The organism is Caproiciproducens galactitolivorans (assembly GCF_026672255.1).
Taxonomy (GTDB): Bacteria; Bacillota; Clostridia; order Oscillospirales; family Acutalibacteraceae; genus Caproiciproducens; species Caproiciproducens galactitolivorans_A.
The window spans coordinates 198063-214728 of the sequence record NZ_JAPOHA010000003.1; the positions used below are offsets into that span (position 1 = coordinate 198063).

The following is a 16666-nucleotide window of genomic DNA, read 5'->3' on the forward strand; positions in this document are numbered from 1 at the left end:
CAGGGAGAAGATTCCGTCACCAATTTAGGGCAATAAAAAAGCCCCCGCATGTTCCATGCGAAGGCTTAGGTTATAGGAAGGTTTTATGGCTGAAAAAGAAGGATTGTTTAAAAGTTGTTCTGAAAAAAATCGTGAAGTACCGCAATGGCTTCTTCTTCGTCGGGGCCGTCGGCGACCACCTGAACGGTTTCGTCCTTTTTGGCAGCCAAAGCCATAACGGCAAAAATGCGTTTTGCGTCTGCGCTTTTCCCGTTTTTATTGAGTTTGATCGAACAGGTGAATTTCCCGGCTTCTTTTACGAGTAACCCCGCCGGTCTTGCGTGGATTCCATCCGGGTCGGTAATAACATAGCTGAATTCTTTCATAGAAGATTTCCTTTTCTTATCATCGAATTTTCTTTAAGCCTTTTCTTCGATCGGCTTTTTCAGAATGGCCAGTAGCAGCATTCCCACAGCGGAGCCGGCTAAAAGGGCGACGATATACAGCAGCGGGTTTCCGACCACGGGGAAGACAAAGATGCCGCCGTGCGGCGCACGTAAAGTACAGTTGAAAAGCATGGAAAGCCCGCCGGCAACGCCGGAGCCGATGGCGCAGGCAGGGATGACACGCAGGGGGTCGGCGGCAGCGAAGGGGATAGCGCCCTCCGTAATGAACGACAGACCCATTACATAGTTTGCCACGCCGGACTGGCGCTCCTGAACCGTGAAGCGGTTTTTAAAGAAAGTGGTGCACAGGGCGATGGCAAGGGGCGGAACCATTCCGCCGACCATAACCGCCGCCATAATATTGAAATTGCCGGAGGCAAGGGACGCGGTTCCGAATACGTAGGCCGCTTTGTTAATCGGCCCGCCGAAGTCGATGGACATCATCGCGCCGAGAAGGATTCCCAGCAGAACCTTGCTGCTGCTGCCCATGCTGTTCAGGCTGGCGGTCAGCCATTGGTTAAACGCGGAGAGAGGCGGGTTGATGAGAAACACCATCAGCAGACCCATCAGCAGAACGCCGAAAAACGGATACAGTAAGACGGGCTTGATTCCCTCGAGGTTTTTCGGCAGACCGCGGAAGAGCTTTTTCAGGCCGAGAACCAGATATCCGGCGAGAAAGCCCGCAAGCAGCGCGCCCAGAAAGCCCGCTCCGCCGGAAATAGCCAGCGCGCCGCCGACGAAACCGGCCACGAGCGCGGGGCGGTCGCCGATGCTGAGCGCAATATAGCCCGCAAGAATCGGAAGCATGAAGCCGAACGCGGCGCCGCCGACCTTATTCAGAAAAGCGGCAAGCGGGGTGTTGTTGCCGAATTTAGAGGGGTCAATCGCGTAGTTGTCGAACAGGAAGGACAGCGCGATCAAAATGCCGCCGCCGATTACGAACGGAAGCATATGGGAAACACCGTTCATCAGGTGCTTGTAAATCTGACGGCCCACGCTTTCGTTTTCCGGAACGAATTCTCCGGACTGCCCGCCGGAGGCGCTGTGGAATACGGGAACATTGCCGCTCAAGGCCTGCTGAATCAGCTCCGGCGCGCGGCTGATCCCGTCGGATACCTTTGTCTGAAGAACCTTTTTTCCGTTGAAACGGTCCATTTCAACCTGCCGGTCCACCGCAACAATAATGCATTCCGCTTTGTCGATTTCGTCTCTGGTCAGAATATTTTCCGCGCCGCCGGAGCCGTCGGTTTCCACTTTCAGGCTGACGCCCAGCTTCTTCGCTGTTTTCTCAAGATTCTCCGCCGCCATGTAGGTGTGGGCGATGCCGGTCGGGCAGGCGGTTACCGCCAGCAGCCGATATCCTCCGGGGGTTTCTTCCTTCTGTTCCTCCGCGAGTTTCTTCGTTTCCGCTTTGTTGATTAAATCCCGGAATTCCGCATTGCTTTTTGCATGAATCAGCTTCTGGCGGAAATCGTCGTCCATTAAAAGCACGGACAGGCGGCCGAGTACGTCCAGATGAATGTTTTCCTTTGTCTGCGGGGCGGCGATTAAAAACAGCAGTTTGGCGGGTTCGCCGTCCAGCGATTCGTAGTCGACCCCGTCCTTTACGACGATTGCGCTCAATCCTGCCTGGGATACCGCGTTTGTTTTCGCGTGCGGGATGGCTACGCCTTCGCCGATTCCCGTCGTCCCTTCTTTTTCCCTTTCCAGAACGCATTTTTTGTACTCTGCCTTATTCAGCAGATTTCCGCTTCGGTCCATAAGATCAACAAGCTCGTCGATTGCCTGCATTTTCGATTTCGGATTTGCATTCAGATGAATGCCTTCCTCACTTAACAAATCGGTAATGCGCATGTTTACTCCTCCTGTAGCTATTTAAATTTGCATCATTAATGCCAGAATATCCTCTTTTGAAGCGAGTTCTTCGCTGAAAGCGCTGGCGCTCCCCGCGGCGATGCCGGTGCGGAAGGCTTCCTGATAGTCTCCGTGCGCAAGGTATCCCGCAAGGAATCCGGCTACCATGGAATCGCCCGCGCCCACGGAGTTGCGTACAACACCTTTCGGCGCCGGGCTTTTGTGCGTCCGGCCGCTTTCTTCCACCAGAATCGCGCCTTCCCCGGCCATGGAAACCAGAATATTCCGCGCGCCCTTCGTTTGAAGCTCCTTCGCACATTGGATGATTTCCTCGTCGCTTTGCAGCTTTCGTCCGAACAGCTCACCCAGTTCATGATTGTTCGGCTTAATTAAGAACGGATGGTATTTCAGCACGTTCAAAAGCAGGTCGCGGGTTGCGTCCACAACCACAAGAATGTTTTTCGCTTTGATACGGTCAAGTATTTTTTCGTAGATATCCTCCGGAAGCGTATTGGGAATGCTTCCGGCGAGAACCAGCACATCCCCTTCCCGGAGCCGGTCAATCCGGTCAAACAGTTTTTGCAGGTCCGCTCCGCCGATTCGGGGCCCCTGCCCGTTGATTTCACTTTCTTCGTCCGATTTCAGTTTTACGTTGATTCGGGACATCCCGTTCTGAATCCGGATAAAATCCGATTCACAGCCGAAGATTTTTAATCGCTTTTGAATTTCATTCCCGGTAAAACCGGCGATAAATCCCATGGCAACACTTTCAATACCAAGGTTTTTTAAAACGATGGATACGTTGATTCCCTTGCCCCCGGGAAGGATTTTTTCCGAACGGGTGCGGTTTACTTCCCCCAGACGGAAAGAATCCACTTTCACGATGTAGTCAAGGGACGGATTGAAGGTTACGGTGTAGATCATATCTTTTCAGTCTCCAATACGGTCGTATATTTTCGGTACTGCCCGTCTTCCAGCGCCGTCGTAATGATGCAGGCGGATTCGAGACCGGCAAAGGTAATGGGGGAAATACTGTTGAATTTGCTCGGGTCCGCCAGAACGTATTTCTCGCCGCATTTTGAAAGCGCTTCCGCTTTTACCAGCGCTTCGCTTACGTCCGGCGTGGTATAGCCGATTTTTGCACTGATGCCGTTTGTACCGAAAAAGCCCTTGGTAAAATTGTATTTTTTCAAACTGGAAATCGCTTCATTGCCGACGACGGCGTCCGTCGCCATTTTCAGTTCGCCGCCGAGAATAAAAACCTTGCAGCCCTTCTGCGCCAGCTTTTTTGCGTGAACCGTGCCGTTCGTAACATAGACCGCGTTTTTTTCCGTAATATAGTTGATCAGCAGATCGGTTGTCGTCCCCGCATCGATATAGACGAAATCGTTTTCCTGAATAAGCGACGCCGCATATTTTGCGATGGCCTTTTTCTGTTCCGTATTCCGGTTTTGGCGGATGGATACGTCGTCGTCCTTCGTGCTGTACAAAACGTCGATCGCGGTTGCCCCGCCGTGAACTTTATTTAACTTTCCGATATTGCCGAGCGCAGTCAAATCCCTGCGGATGGTGGATTCGGAACTGTTGAGTGCTTCGGTCAGCTCCGATACGGTAACGACCCTTTTCTTTTCCACCATTTTCAAAATGGCGGCATATCTTTCTTCTGTCAGCATGGCTACTCCCTCTCTTTGCCCTTATAATACACTCATTTTCGATTACAGTCAATCAAAATCGGTCAAATAAACCACCAAAATCAGTCAAGAAAATTCTGACAAAAGTAACAAATGCACCACATCTTTTTCCGTTCCTATTATTTTATCTGATAAAATTTCATATACTATGCGGGGGTGATATTCATGGCAGACATGAAAGGATCGGCCGGCCTGAAAATTCTGAATACGGCCGCATTTGTTTTTATGGTCATTGTTAATATCCTCGCGAACCTTCTGCCGATTAACGGAGTTACTACGGGGCAGGTGTCGGATGCCTATCCCAATCTTTTTACCCCATCCTCCTACACGTTTTCCATTTGGGGGTTCATCTATTTCCTGCTGGCGCTGTTTGTGCTTTACCAGTTCGGTACTTTTAACGGAAGTGAAGATGCCCGGGAAGATTACATAAAGGAAATCGGATATGCATTTGCGGTAGCCTCCTTGGCTAACGCGGCGTGGATTTTTGCTTGGCATTACCGCCTGACGCTCCTTTCCGCCCTGTTTATGCTGGTTCTGCTGGGCAGTCTGGAAGTCATTGTGTCAAGACTGAGCAAAAAAGAATTTTCCGGTAAAGAGAAGCTTTTCGTCAAGCTTCCGTTCAGTATTTCTTTCGGATGGATTACCGCCGCCGCCCTTGTCAATATCATCGTCTGGCTGGTCAGCATAGGATTCACCGGATTTTCAAACCAGGTATGGACGGCAATTGCAATGGTATTGGTGCTCCTCGCGGGCGTGTCCGGAATTGTGAATCTGAAAGATGTCGGCTATGGTCTGGCCATTCTTTGGACGTTTGTCGGAATCCTAATGAAGCATATTTCGTCAAACGGATACAACGGCCAGTATCACGCGGTGATCATTCTGGCGGTTTTCGGAATTATTGTCCTGGTGTTTTCCATTCTCTTTCTATTGGCGGCGAACAAAAGCACCCGCTCAAGCTGTAAATTCAGCTTTATTATTCATACATAAGAAAGAGGCTTGCAGTTGGTAGCTGTAAGCCTCTTTTCCATAGGAGTGCGTCCGTTTGGAAGCGGGATTGATACAACGGTATGTCTTTGGAACCAAGTGATCAAATTTCGCTTTTTTCCCTGTTTTTAAGTATATTGCTGAGAAGGTTAAAAAGGCGAACAGACAGCGGGAATGCCGCATTCATCCTAAATTCGGCAATGTTCGTTGACTTTTCGGCGGTACCAATTTATAATGGAATTAATTTACAAAATGAGACAAAATGAAATTTCTATGCAACAATTTTCCATAAGAAATAAAATTCGTATCTCATAATTCCCATCTTAGAGAGGATGCAAAGCAATGCCCGGTCAAAGAATACTGATTATAGATGATGATAAAAACAGCGTCCGCTTTCTGGAATTGGAATTAGTTCACGAAGGGTACTCCGTGGAAAAGGAGTATGACGGTTTCAGCGGCCTTGAGCGCGCCCTGAGGGAAGAGTTCGACCTCATCCTGCTGGACGTCATGCTGCCGTCGATGGACGGGATGGAAATCCTGAAACGATTCCGGAACGCTTCGAAAACGCCGGTCATTATGCTTACGGCGAAGGACGCGGTTGCGGACAAGGTTTCGGGGCTGGACGGCGGCGCGAACGATTATCTGACCAAACCGTTTGCAATTGAAGAACTCCTTGCCCGTATGCGTTCGGCGCTGAAAAAAACGGCGCCCCCGGAGCCGCCCAAAATTCTGACGGCGGGGAAACTGGTTGTTGATCACTCGAAGCATCTGGTGACCTATGCAGGGGAACCGGTTTATTTAACAAAGCGCGAATTTGATCTCCTATATTATCTTTTAAAAAATCACGATACGGTATGTTCCCGCGACCGCTTGATGGAACAGGTGTGGGGGTACCATTTTAAGGGCGAAACAAATCTGGTGGATGTTTACATACGTTATCTCCGCAATAAAATTGACTATCCGTATCATCTGGAACTGATACGGACTATCCGCGGCGTAGGATACATCATTAACTTAAATGAAAAAAATGAACCGATTTAAAAATTTTAGCTGGTCCGGCAGGAAAAACATGAAATTCTCGATTGCCTTTAAAGCGACCGCGATTTATACGACGATCTTCGGGCTGCTTCTTGCCGCTGCTGTGGGAGTCCTTTCGTGGGCGGTTACGGTTCGGGCTGTACATATGCAGCGTCTGGACAATATTGCTTCGTTTGTGGAGGAACATCTGGAACGTGAGCAAAGGCGCATTGATTTCGAATCCTTTGCAAAGGCGAACAGGGTCTATATTGAAGTCCGTTTCGAGCAGACGGACCGTGCTGTCCGTTTCGGGGAAATGCCGGCCGGCGGGGGAAATTATGCGGACACCGTAAGGCGTATCGACCGCCCCGGAAAGGGGGCTTTTGTGAGGGTAGTCGACTGTGAAAGTACTTCCGTCGTGGGCAACCTTTCCGTTCCGGGCTTTTTGGTGATTCTGTCCGCTTTGCTTTTACTGGCTGCCGTATACGGCGCGTTTCTTATGCGGAAAATGATGCGTCCGATTTACGACATGACCTGTACGGCGCGTTCCATTTCCGCAAATGACCTCAGCAAGCGCATCGATACCGTCCATTCCCACGATGAACTGAAAGAATTGGCGGAAACGTTCAACGAAATGCTGGATCGCATACAGGCGTCCTATGAACAGCAGAATCAGTTTGTTTCCGATGCCTCCCATGAGCTGCGCACGCCGCTTTCGGTCATTTCCGGCTACGCGAATCTCCTGCGCCGCTGGGGCAGCGGGGACGCGGAAATAAGGGACGAGTCCGTTGCGAAAATCGTGGAGGAGACCGAAAATATGCGGCAGCTTGTGGAACGCCTTCTGTTTCTGGCGCGGGCCGATCAGAAAACCCAGCCCATCCGCTTTGAGCGGTTTAACGTCAGCGGGCTGGTGCAGGATATTGCCGAAGATACCGAACTGATCAGCGGGGAACATTTCATTGTGTCGGAGATAGAGCCGGATGTTTTCCTTACCGCGGACCCGGATTTAATCAAACAGGCGGTGCGTGCGGTACTGGAAAACAGCATGCATTATACGCCTTCAGGCGGGACCATCCGTGTTTCCTGCCGCCGGGGAGACGGCTGTGTTGAAATTGAAGTCGCCGATACCGGCATAGGAATCGCGGAAAAAGACCTTCCTTATATTTTCGACCGCTTCTATAAAGCCGATACCGTGCGGTCGCGCGAAGCAAAGGAATCGTCCGGGCTGGGGCTGTCCATCGTAAAATGGATTGTGGAACGCCACAGCGGAGAAATCCGCGTGGAAAGCAAGCCCGGAACAGGAACAAAAATCCGGTTTATCCTGCCGGAAGAACAGAATACGGAAGCGGACGAACGCCCGGTCTGAATGGGAACGAGACCAGTAAAAACAGACAATGATAAAATACCCCCTGATGCAGGATAATAAGCTGCGTCAGCGATCGTAAATCAAAACCACGCGTTGAACGCGTGGTATGCACAAGCCCTAGAAGGGCATAGTACTGGCATACGTCTTAAGACGCACTGAAATAGTTTACCAACCGCATTACTTTTACAGGCCGCCGCTAAAGCGGCCTTCTTTTATGCCTTTGATTCCTTGCTACCCGTAAACGGGTCTATATATTCTTTAAAACTTATCTGATCTGCGGCAATATCCTCTTGCAATTGATTTTTGATATATTCTTCAATTGCTTTTTTATTGCGGCCTACCGTGTCAACATAATATCCACGGCACCAAAAATGCCGAGTTCCATACCTGTATTTTAAGTTTGCATGTCTATCAAATATCATCAAGCTACTTTTTCCCTTAAGATACCCCATGAATTGTGCTACGCTAATGTGCGGCGGTATACTCACCAACATGTGAATATGGTCTGGGCATGCCTGTGCTTCAATGATTTCTACGCCTTTTTGCTCACACAATTTTCTCAGTATCTTCCCTATATCCGCTTTTATCTTCCCATATATTTCTTTTCTACGATATTTTGGAGCAAATACAACATGGTACTGGCATCTCCACTTCGAATGTGATAGACTTTGTATGTCTTTCATGACATAACCTCCTTTTGTTTTCTTAATGCGGTTGGCAAACCTGCATCTATTTTAACAAAAGGAGGTTTTCTTGTATCTAAAGATTTTTTATCCCACCAGCAAAGCTGGTGGTTCTTTGCGCTTAAGCTATAATAGAAAAAAGAGATGCTTTTTAAAAGGGCATCTCTTTTTCTTTCTATGGTATAAAATCCACCAGTTCTGTGAAGTGATAACCTGTAAGTAGACAGAAAAACCACTGTTTACTTACAGGTTATACTTTTATTGGGGAGTGAAAAAGGATGGGTAAAAAAGGTGGAACAAGAAGATATTTCAGTAAAGGGTACAAACTTTCAGTTGTAAAGAGGAATATCGATGGTGAGAGCAGCGGAAAGCTTTCAAAAGAATTGGGATTAGACAAATCACGGATCTGCCATTGGGCAAGAGCATACCGGGATAAAGGTGAGATTGGGCTGGAGACGAAACGGCATCCTGGGAACCCTTTACTCACTTATCAAAAACGAAAAAGATTATCCACGGAAGATCAATTGCGATATGAGTTGGCAAAAAAGGATATTGAACTGGCTAAGCTAAAAAAACTGTTAGAATATCAGAGGGGGAATGCCGGAAAAGGCAGCTGAAGCGGCTATACTACAACTCCATATTAGAATTAAGCAGTCATTATGCAACCATCTGGCTATGTCAGGAATTTGGTGTATCACGGTCGGGATATTACAAGTGGATACGCCGTAAGGATAAGCCGAATTATTCGGAAATTCAGAAGCACGAAATCATTTCCATGATTCGAGAAATACATAGTGAAAAGCCAAGCTTTGGTTATCGGAGAATCCGTAACCGCATTTTAGCCAATACCGGCTGGTACGTCTGTCTGCCCCGTGTTTTAGCCTGTATGCGGGCCGCCGGCATTCAGTCGAAAGCAAGAAAGAAAAAGCACTGGGGCGGAGTGGGAAAGCCTCATCCTGTCTTTCCAAATATCCTCGCCCGTCAGTTCTATTCACAGATACCCTTACAAAAAGTTGTAACAGACATTACAGAGTTTTATTGGCATGGCAGGAAATGCTTCTTTACTTGTTATTTGGATCTATTCAACAACGAGATGCTTTCCTGGAATCTTGACTTCCGAGAGGATTTGCCCTTTATTCTGAAGCCCTTAAAAGAATTTCTTCAAATCCGTCGAAAAGCCTCTGTACAGAAGACTATCATCCACACAGACCAGGGATCGCAATATTGCTCTCCGGCTTTTACCACCCTGCTGAAACGTAACGGTATTATTCAAAGCATGTCCCGAGCCGGGACTCCTCACGACAATGCTGTCATCGAAAGTTTCTTTGGCTGGTTTAAAGAGGAGTTAAATCTTGATTTTCATTTCAAACAATTAAATGACATTTTCCTGGTTATCAAACAAGCTGTGACCTATTTTAATTTTCAAAGGCCTGTATCTAAACTGAATTACAAAACCCCTGTCCAGTTTCGTTTGGACAGGGGTACATAAAAATTGTTTTTTCTGTCTACTTTCTATTGACCAGTTCACTTAGCTGGAGGTTTTGACTATCTTATCATTTCTTGCAAAGAAAAGTATCCGGTGTTACAATAATCCAAAATAGAAACTTCTAATTAAATGTTTTGCTCCCCGGATTTTCCCCTTCCTTTATCAGTCTCAATACGGTCAATACCATTCGAGGTGGAACTTTATGGATGATAAGCTCAAAATTCGCAATAGACTGAAAACCTGCGTAATGCTTGGTTCGTTTTCCTTTGGACTGATGGCTTTTCTTCTGCCGATTTACAGCAAACAAATCGGAGGAAACGCGGTAACCATCGGAGGAATGTTTTCCGTTTTCAGCATTGTCACGTTCCTGCTTCGCCCTTGGATTGGAAAAGGAATCGACCGCTAGGAAGAAAGCGGTTTATTGTCTGCTCCTTTTTGTTTTACGCGGCTTCCATGTTTCTGTTCTCTGTTTCAACCAGCATTACGCTTTTGTATATCAGCCGGTTAATACAGGCGGTCGGCGCGTCGTTTATGTGGGTTACGGCTTATTCCATCGCGATGGATCTTTCGGACACGGAAAAGCGGGGTTCCTCCATTGGGCAGGTCGACGGAGCCAGCGCCAAAGGCGCGGTTTTGGGCGCTTGTATTGGTTTTGCGATTTTGGGCAGCGTGCCCTTTCTGCGCGGATGGAGCGCTTTGTTTAAAGGGTATGCTGTTTTGTCTCTCGCCGCGGCGCTGATTGCCTTCCGGTTTATCCCGGAAACAAAAAAAGAAATGCAGAAGGAAGAACATCTTCCGAATGAAAAAAAGCAGTTCGATAAAAATTTTCTGAAATTGCTGGCCATTGTTTTTATCAGCTCGATTTCGGCCTCCATGCTAAGTCCGCTGCTGATGATTTATCTTCAGGACAAATTCACGACGGAACCGAGTGTCATAGGGCTTGCCTACATACCGGCGGCCTTGGTCTATGCCCTGCTGCCTTCGAAGCTGGGAGGGGTCAGCGACAAAATCGGCCGGATTCCTCCGATGATTTTCGGGCTTTTGGGGTCCGGAATCGTATCCTTTGGGTTTACATACTGCAACAGTCTTGCCGTTTTAGTTCTTCTGTGGGTACTGGAATCGGTCGGAACGGTTATGGCGTCGCCCGCGGAAGAAGCGATGGTGGCGGACTTGACGCAGGAGAATTTCCGCGGTTCCGCTTATGGCTTCTATCTTTTTATATCCAGTTTGGGCGCGGCGATCGGCCCGCTGCTCGGCGGCTGGCTGTATGATTTTGCAGGGCACGCGGTTCCGTTTTATTTGAATGGGGCGATTTTGCTGCTCAATGCGCTGCTCGTTCTGATTTTATTTCAAAATCCGTTTTATCGGGAAAAGGTTTCCGGGAATGATTCTCCGGGTTAAAGGTCCCGGCGGGAGTTTCCATCGATCAATTTAGGAGCGGAACCTTCGTGAAGCCGATCATAATTGAAGTACCGGAAATCCAAAAGCCATAAAAAAAGTTCGCCCAAAAAAGCTGTGGGATGATATCCCATAGCTTTTTTGGGTATAGTAAGAAATGCAAAAATGGAAAAGGGCGTGATATTATGCGAAATATGCAGGAAAAAGCGAATCGGCTTATCCATGAAAAATCTCCTTATCTTCTTCAGCATGCTTATAATCCCGTGAACTGGTATCCATGGGGGAACGAAGCGTTTGAAACGGCAAAAAAGGAAGACAAGCCGGTTTTCCTTTCCATCGGCTATTCGACCTGCCACTGGTGCCATGTGATGGAGCGGGAGAGTTTTGAGGACGCGGAAGTTGCGGAAAGACTGAACCGCGATTTCGTCTGTATCAAGGTGGACAGGGAAGAACGCCCCGACGTGGACGCGGTTTACATGGAGGTGTGTCAGGCATTGACCGGCAGCGGCGGCTGGCCCCTGACGATTTTCATGACGCCGGAGCAGGAGCCTTTCTTCGCGGGCACTTATTTCCCCAAAAACTCACGGTTTGGCTCGATAGGACTGATGGATCTGCTGGGCTCGGTCGCGCAGCAGTGGCGTGACCGCCGCGAGAAGATCGTCCGGTCGGGAAAAGAGATTACGGAGGCAATTCGGGGCGGTGCGGAAAAGAAAACGGGCCAGCCGTCCAAACAGTTCATTCACGACGCGGAAAAGCAGCTTTCCGATCATTTTGACAGCCGCAACGGCGGCTTTGGCCGGAGCCCGAAATTCCCTACGCCGCAGAACCTTTTCTTTTTGCTGCGTTTTGCCATGCTGGAAAACGAGGAGCGGGCGCTGGAGATGGTTGAAAAAACCCTGCGGCAAATGTACCGCGGCGGCATTTTTGACCATATCGGCTACGGCTTTTCCCGCTATTCAACGGACGCGGAGTGGCTGGTTCCGCATTTTGAAAAAATGCTGTATGACAACGCCCTGCTGACGATGGCTTACCTTGAAGCCTATCAAATTACCAGAACCGGCTTTTATAAAATGGTTGCGGTGAAAGTCATGGATTATGTCTTACGGGAAATGACGGACATCGGCGGAGGATTTTATTGTGCGCAGGACGCGGACAGCGAAGGGGAAGAAGGAAAATATTATGTCTTTACCCCCGGAGAGATTTTGTCGCTTCTGGGGAAGGAGGACGGGGAAGCGTTCAACCGGACCTTCCATATCACGGAAGACGGAAATTTCGAAGGGAAAAGCATTCCCAATTTGATCGGTCAGGAAGATGATCAAATAATGGAGGAGAGAATCGGGCGGCTGCTTCCTCGCGTTTATCAGTACCGGAAAGAACGTACCGAGCTGCGCGTGGACGACAAGATTCTCACCTCATGGAACGCGCTGATGATTGCCGCTCTGGCAAAAGCATACCGCATTTTAGGCGATTCGCAGTATCTTGATGCGGCGGAAAAAGCAATGCGTTTCTTAACAGACCATCTGATGAACGAAAACGGCGGGCTTCGGGTTCGCTGGCGCGACGGCGAAGCCGCGGGGGTCGGCGGGCTGGACGATTACGCCTTTTCCGTTTGGGCGCTGCTGAACCTGTACGACGCCACGTTTGATGTGCATTATCTGGAACTGGCCGCGGCACTGAATCAGGAAATGATAAACCGCTTTTACGATAAGGAAAACGGCGGCTTTTTCCTCTCCGACAAGGAAGCGGAGCCGCTGATCCGCCGCCCGAAAGAAACCTACGACGGCGCCATTCCTTCCGGAAATTCCGTTGCCGCGTCCTGCATGCTGAAGCTGTTCGCGCTGACTGGAGACACAAAACTGCGGGAGACTGCGGAAGAACAGCTTGCGTTTTTAGCCGCAGCCGCGCAGGGTTATCCGGCCGGATACTGCTTTGCCCTGCTTGCGATGATGTCCGCGCTGTACCCTTCCAAGGAAATTGTCTGCGTCGTGAAAGACAAAGCGGAGATGGAGCCGCTGAAAGCCCTGTTCCGCAAAAAATTCCTGTTTAACACTGCGGTACTCGTCAAAAACGCGGAAAATGCGGAGCGGCTGGAAAAGGTTGCGGAGTTTACGAAAGCCTATGCGCCGGACAAAGAAAAAAGCGCATACTTTGTTTGTGAAAACAATGTATGCGCGCCCCCGGTCTATACCCTTGAGGAACTCGAAAAATTACTCTGAAACGGTTTTGGCCGCGTCTTCGCACGTCCGCATGGCTAAAATCGTCTGTTCAATCAGCTTGTCCAGATCCCAGCCGAGCATTTCCGCTCCGTTTCGGATGACGTCGCGAGAGCAGCCAGCGGCAAAACTCGCAGTTTTGAATTTCTTCTTGACGGATTTTAATTCCAGATCCTGCACGCTTTTTGAAGGCCGCATCAGAGCCACGGCGCCGATCAGCCCGGTCAGCTCGTCCACTGCGTAAAGCACCTTTTCCATGGTGTGCTCCGGCTTGATATCCACCGTCAGGTTATACCCATGGCTTGCCGTCGCATGAATGATATCCTCGCTGATCCCGTTTTCCCGCATGATTTCCTGCCCGCGGATACAGTGTTCCTCCGGGTAACGTTCAAAGTCCAGATCGTGAAGCAGCCCGACGATGCCCCAGAAATCCTGTTCCTCTTTAAAACCGAGCGTATCCGCAAAATACCGCATGGTGCCTTCGACGGTCAGGGCATGCTTCAGATGAAACGGGTCCTGATTGTATTTTGTGAGCAAAGCCCAGGCCTGCTCGCGGGTGATGTTCAGATTCATGTGAAATCCTTCCCTTCCGTATCCTTTTTCGTTGGATTTGCCTTTTATCATACTGTGCGGAGAATAAAAAGTCAATACATTACTATCATGATAGGAAAAGTAGGTTATTTTTTCTATACGGCCATTGTAAACGCCGAACCGTTACGCTATAATTTAAACCGAAATAAACGGGGACATTGGCGGGAAAACGCCGATGCTGCGCATACAGGTGGGAATTTTTATGTTGAACGAATTTTCCAGGTCGGAGCTCCTGTTCGGAGCGGCTGCCATGCAAAAGCTTCAGGAAGCGGCCGTTGCGGTCTTTGGGGTCGGCGGGGTCGGTTCTTATACGGTGGAGGCGCTGGCGCGCGGGGGAATCGGGCGCATCGCGCTGTTTGACGACGACAAGGTCTGCCTTACCAATATCAACCGCCAGATGATCGCTACGCGAAAAACGATCGGAAAGCCGAAGGTCGAGGTAATGCGCGACCGCATTCTGGATATTAACCCGAATGCGCAGGTCGAAATCTACCCGATGTTTTATACGGCGGAAAACGCCGACACAGTGGATTTGTCCGGCTTTTCCTATATTGTGGACGCGATTGATACGATTTCTTCCAAGCTGGTTCTGATCGAAAAGGCAAAAGCGGCGGGGGTTCCGATTATCAGCTGCATGGGAGCGGGAAACAAGCTGGACCCGACGAAATTTGAAGTGGCGGATATCTATCAAACCTCGGTTTGCCCCCTTGCCCGCGTAATGCGGACCGAACTTCGCAAGCGGAAGGTAGACTCGCTGAAAGTAGTGTATTCGAAAGAGCCCGCGCTTACCCCGCTTGCGGATGAGGCGAACAGCTGTAAAAATCACTGCGTCTGCCCGCCGGGAACCAAACGGAAATGTTCCGTCCGGCGCCAGATTCCCGGAAGCAACTCGTTTGTGCCGCCCGTTGCCGGAATGATTCTGGCCGGTGAAGTGATTAAAGACCTTATAAAATAACATATCCGAATGAAAACAGGTTCTTTTGGGAGCCTGTTTTTTTATCGAGAAAGGCACGCCGGATGTCGGCGGGAATCCGTCTCCTCATGACACTTTATGTAGCGGTATTTGCATGGAATATGAATATATGTACGAAAATGCAATCAATTAAAATAATTTTGCATATTTTCTATTGCAAACTTGCAGATATAATGATAAAATCATATTCAAGCAAAGGCGCTTAACTTAAATATGTTGGGCGCCTGTCTTTTTACCCCGAACGCTTTGCTGTGATAAAGCATTTTAGTGTTAATGTGGAGCATAAATAAAGAATATAGAAAAAGAAGAGAGGTTTTATGAATGAAAAAGAGGAAAAGACTGCTGTCGGCCGTACTTGCGGCGGTAATCGCCTGTTCCGGCCTGGCGGCCTGCTCCGGTGGCAAAGGGGCGTCGAGCGGTTCCCCAGCATCCGGGACAAAAAGCCGCGCGCAGGACACGCTGATCTACGCGCAGGGCGCGGATCCAAGGGGACTGGACCCGGCGCTGGTTGACGACGGCGAATCGGCAAAAATCATTGTCAACATTTACGAAGGTCTTTTGAAGTACAACAAAGATTCCACAGAAGTGGAGCCCTGCCTCGCGGAAAGCTGGGATGTCAGCAAAGACGGCCTTACATACACCTTCCACCTGAAAAAGGGCGTGAAATTCCACGACGGCACGGACTTCAACGCGGACGCGGTGAAATTCAACATTGACCGCCAGATTCCGCCGAAGGTAACGGAGGACATGGGCTACGCCGGCTTTGTATTCGGTTCGGTTAAGAGCGTGGAAGCGGTCGACCCGTACACGGTGAAGATTAACATGAAAGCGGCCTGCACGCCGTTCCTCAATAACCTTGCCATGTCCCTCGGCGCGCCGATGATCAGCCCGAAAGCGCTCCAGGATAATCAGAACAATGTAAACGAACATCCCTGCGGCACCGGCCCGTACAAATTTGTGAGCTGGACCAAGAGCCAGAACATTGTTTTGACCCGCAACGACAATTACTGGGGAACCAAGGCGGTTACCAAAAACGTAATCTTCAAGTTTATCAAGGATAATTCCGCGCGTGTTGTCGCACTGAACAACGGGGAAGCGGATGTTATCGATGGAATCGACGCCACCGTTGTCAGCCAGATTCAGAGCGCGGGGAACAAAATCTACGAAGCGCCCGGCATGAATATCAACTATATGGCTTACAATACGACCAAAGCGCCGTTTACGGATGCGAAAGCCCGCACCGCGGTTTCGCAGGCGGTGAATGTTCCGGAACTCGTAAAGAGCCTTTATCAGGGGTATTCCGATCCGGCAACGTCCGTCATGCCTTCCTTTATGCCCGGCTACGACGCCGGCATCAAGCAGGTCCCCTATGACGCGGCTGCGGCGAAAAGCGCTTTGGCGGCGGCGGGCATAAAATCCGTTCATATGATTACCTATTCCAACCCGCGGCCGTACAACACGGCGAACGGCCAGGCGCTTGCCGAAGCGGTTCAGGGCTACCTGAGCAAGGTCGGCGTAAAAGCCGTTATCGATTCCTACGACTGGACCACATACAAAGAGAAAGTGAAAGCGGGCGATTACGACATCTGCTTCTACGGCTGGACGGGCGACAACGGCGATCCGGACAACTTTATGGAGCTGATGACCGACAAGGACCCGACCATGAACGTCGCGCGTTACAACAACCCCGCATTTAAAGCGCTGATCGACAAGGGCGTTGCCGCGCCCGCGGGCGACGCGCGGAACAAGATTTATACCGACCTTGAAAACATGGCTGCCAAAGAGGCTGTATGGCTCCCGATTTCCCACGGAAAGACCCTTTGCGGGTACAGAAGCAATGTGAAAGACTTCTACTACCACATGACCGGCGTTGTGTTCCTTTCCGGTGTTTCCAAAGGTTAACTGGCGTTTGCCGGACAACGCAGAAACTTCTGAATCTTCTATAAATGCCGGAGGTTGTACGTTACGACTTCCGGCATTCTCCT

16 protein-coding genes are annotated in these 16666 nt (G+C 49.6%); 10 read left to right on the plus strand and 6 right to left on the minus strand.

Going from position 1 to position 16666, the window contains the following annotated elements:
- Positions 1 to 107 precede the first annotated feature (107 nt).
- The 4 genes from OUY18_RS04155 to OUY18_RS04170 are packed head-to-tail and all read right to left on the minus strand — an operon-like array spanning position 108 to position 3952.
- Entirely contained in the window at positions 108 to 365 is a 258-nt protein-coding gene (locus tag OUY18_RS04155) for an HPr family phosphocarrier protein (RefSeq protein ID WP_268057460.1), read from the minus strand.
- 33 nt (positions 366 to 398) lie between these two features.
- Positions 399 to 2279 (minus strand): PTS fructose transporter subunit IIABC, encoded by a 1881-nt coding sequence (locus OUY18_RS04160; protein WP_268057461.1) that lies wholly within the window; start codon positions 2277 to 2279, stop codon positions 399 to 401.
- 21 nt (positions 2280 to 2300) lie between these two features.
- On the minus strand, positions 2301 to 3203 hold the full coding sequence (gene pfkB, locus OUY18_RS04165) for a 1-phosphofructokinase (RefSeq protein WP_268057462.1): 903 nt from the start codon (positions 3201 to 3203) through the stop codon (positions 2301 to 2303).
- A complete protein-coding gene (locus OUY18_RS04170) occupies positions 3200 to 3952 on the minus strand; it encodes a DeoR/GlpR family DNA-binding transcription regulator (protein WP_268057463.1) in 753 nt (250 codons plus the stop codon). Before OUY18_RS04170 ends, pfkB begins: the two co-directional genes overlap by 4 nt.
- A gap of 183 nt (positions 3953 to 4135) precedes the next feature.
- Between OUY18_RS04170 and OUY18_RS04175 the strand changes: the two genes are divergently transcribed.
- The 3 genes from OUY18_RS04175 (at position 4136) to OUY18_RS04185 (ending at position 7337) form a co-directional block, all read left to right on the plus strand.
- On the plus strand, positions 4136 to 4957 hold the full coding sequence (locus OUY18_RS04175) for a tryptophan-rich sensory protein (protein ID WP_268057464.1): 822 nt from the start codon (positions 4136 to 4138) through the stop codon (positions 4955 to 4957).
- A gap of 339 nt (positions 4958 to 5296) precedes the next feature.
- Positions 5297 to 5995, plus strand: a complete 699-nt coding sequence (locus OUY18_RS04180) for a response regulator transcription factor (RefSeq protein WP_268057465.1) — start codon at positions 5297 to 5299, stop codon at positions 5993 to 5995.
- 28 nt (positions 5996 to 6023) lie between these two features.
- Positions 6024 to 7337, plus strand: coding sequence for a HAMP domain-containing sensor histidine kinase (locus OUY18_RS04185; RefSeq protein ID WP_268057466.1), 1314 nt, complete (start codon positions 6024 to 6026; stop codon positions 7335 to 7337).
- A gap of 212 nt (positions 7338 to 7549) precedes the next feature.
- Here the strand turns inward: OUY18_RS04185 and tnpA are convergent, their stop codons facing one another.
- Complete coding sequence (tnpA, locus tag OUY18_RS04190; RefSeq protein ID WP_268057467.1) at positions 7550 to 8020, minus strand: IS200/IS605 family transposase; 471 nt, start codon at positions 8018 to 8020, stop codon at positions 7550 to 7552.
- A gap of 278 nt (positions 8021 to 8298) precedes the next feature.
- On the opposite strand from tnpA, the gene OUY18_RS04195 reads away from it, so the two are divergent.
- From OUY18_RS04195 to OUY18_RS04215, 5 genes are all read left to right on the plus strand, one after another.
- Complete coding sequence (locus OUY18_RS04195; RefSeq protein WP_268057468.1) at positions 8299 to 8637, plus strand: hypothetical protein; 339 nt, start codon at positions 8299 to 8301, stop codon at positions 8635 to 8637.
- Positions 8634 to 9509, plus strand: a complete 876-nt coding sequence (locus OUY18_RS04200; RefSeq protein WP_268057569.1) for an IS3 family transposase — start codon at positions 8634 to 8636, stop codon at positions 9507 to 9509. Before OUY18_RS04195 ends, OUY18_RS04200 begins: the two co-directional genes overlap by 4 nt.
- A 199-nt stretch (positions 9510 to 9708) precedes the next feature.
- Entirely contained in the window at positions 9709 to 9912 is a 204-nt protein-coding gene (locus OUY18_RS04205; RefSeq protein WP_268057469.1) for a hypothetical protein, read from the plus strand.
- Between the two features lie 47 nt (positions 9913 to 9959).
- On the plus strand, positions 9960 to 10907 hold the full coding sequence (locus OUY18_RS04210) for an MFS transporter (RefSeq protein ID WP_268057470.1): 948 nt from the start codon (positions 9960 to 9962) through the stop codon (positions 10905 to 10907).
- Between the two features lie 182 nt (positions 10908 to 11089).
- Positions 11090 to 13120 carry a thioredoxin domain-containing protein gene (locus tag OUY18_RS04215; protein WP_268057471.1) on the plus strand — a complete coding sequence of 677 codons (2031 nt, stop codon included), beginning with the start codon at positions 11090 to 11092 and terminating at the stop codon, positions 13118 to 13120.
- On the opposite strand, the gene OUY18_RS04220 is transcribed toward OUY18_RS04215, so the two are convergent.
- Complete coding sequence (locus OUY18_RS04220) at positions 13112 to 13690, minus strand: hydrolase (RefSeq protein ID WP_268057472.1); 579 nt, start codon at positions 13688 to 13690, stop codon at positions 13112 to 13114. The genes OUY18_RS04215 and OUY18_RS04220 overlap by 9 nt on opposite strands.
- A gap of 220 nt (positions 13691 to 13910) precedes the next feature.
- On the opposite strand from OUY18_RS04220, the gene OUY18_RS04225 reads away from it, so the two are divergent.
- Positions 13911 to 14663, plus strand: a complete 753-nt coding sequence (locus OUY18_RS04225) for a tRNA threonylcarbamoyladenosine dehydratase (protein WP_268057473.1) — start codon at positions 13911 to 13913, stop codon at positions 14661 to 14663.
- 339 nt (positions 14664 to 15002) lie between these two features.
- Positions 15003 to 16583, plus strand: coding sequence for an ABC transporter substrate-binding protein (locus OUY18_RS04230; RefSeq protein ID WP_268057474.1), 1581 nt, complete (start codon positions 15003 to 15005; stop codon positions 16581 to 16583).
- Positions 16584 to 16666 lie beyond the last annotated feature (83 nt).

Excerpts from the sequence above, each read along its gene's own strand:
- OUY18_RS04155 (WP_268057460.1), bottom strand. The coding sequence starts at position 365 with ATGAAAGAATTCAGCTATGTTATTACCGACCCGGATGGAATCCACGCA.
- OUY18_RS04160 (WP_268057461.1), bottom strand. The coding sequence starts at position 2,279 with ATGCGCATTACCGATTTGTTAAGTGAGGAAGGCATTCATCTGAATGCA.
- pfkB (WP_268057462.1), bottom strand. The coding sequence starts at position 3,203 with ATGATCTACACCGTAACCTTCAATCCGTCCCTTGACTACATCGTGAAA.
- OUY18_RS04170 (WP_268057463.1), bottom strand. The coding sequence starts at position 3,952 with ATGCTGACAGAAGAAAGATATGCCGCCATTTTGAAAATGGTGGAAAAG.
- OUY18_RS04175 (WP_268057464.1), top strand. The coding sequence starts at position 4,136 with ATGGCAGACATGAAAGGATCGGCCGGCCTGAAAATTCTGAATACGGCC.
- OUY18_RS04180 (WP_268057465.1), top strand. The coding sequence starts at position 5,297 with ATGCCCGGTCAAAGAATACTGATTATAGATGATGATAAAAACAGCGTC.
- OUY18_RS04185 (WP_268057466.1), top strand. The coding sequence starts at position 6,024 with ATGAAATTCTCGATTGCCTTTAAAGCGACCGCGATTTATACGACGATC.
- tnpA (WP_268057467.1), bottom strand. The coding sequence starts at position 8,020 with ATGAAAGACATACAAAGTCTATCACATTCGAAGTGGAGATGCCAGTAC.
- OUY18_RS04195 (WP_268057468.1), top strand. The coding sequence starts at position 8,299 with ATGGGTAAAAAAGGTGGAACAAGAAGATATTTCAGTAAAGGGTACAAA.
- OUY18_RS04205 (WP_268057469.1), top strand. The coding sequence starts at position 9,709 with ATGGATGATAAGCTCAAAATTCGCAATAGACTGAAAACCTGCGTAATG.
- OUY18_RS04210 (WP_268057470.1), top strand. The coding sequence starts at position 9,960 with ATGTTTCTGTTCTCTGTTTCAACCAGCATTACGCTTTTGTATATCAGC.
- OUY18_RS04215 (WP_268057471.1), top strand. The coding sequence starts at position 11,090 with ATGCGAAATATGCAGGAAAAAGCGAATCGGCTTATCCATGAAAAATCT.
- OUY18_RS04220 (WP_268057472.1), bottom strand. The coding sequence starts at position 13,690 with ATGAATCTGAACATCACCCGCGAGCAGGCCTGGGCTTTGCTCACAAAA.
- OUY18_RS04225 (WP_268057473.1), top strand. The coding sequence starts at position 13,911 with ATGTTGAACGAATTTTCCAGGTCGGAGCTCCTGTTCGGAGCGGCTGCC.
- OUY18_RS04230 (WP_268057474.1), top strand. The coding sequence starts at position 15,003 with ATGAAAAAGAGGAAAAGACTGCTGTCGGCCGTACTTGCGGCGGTAATC.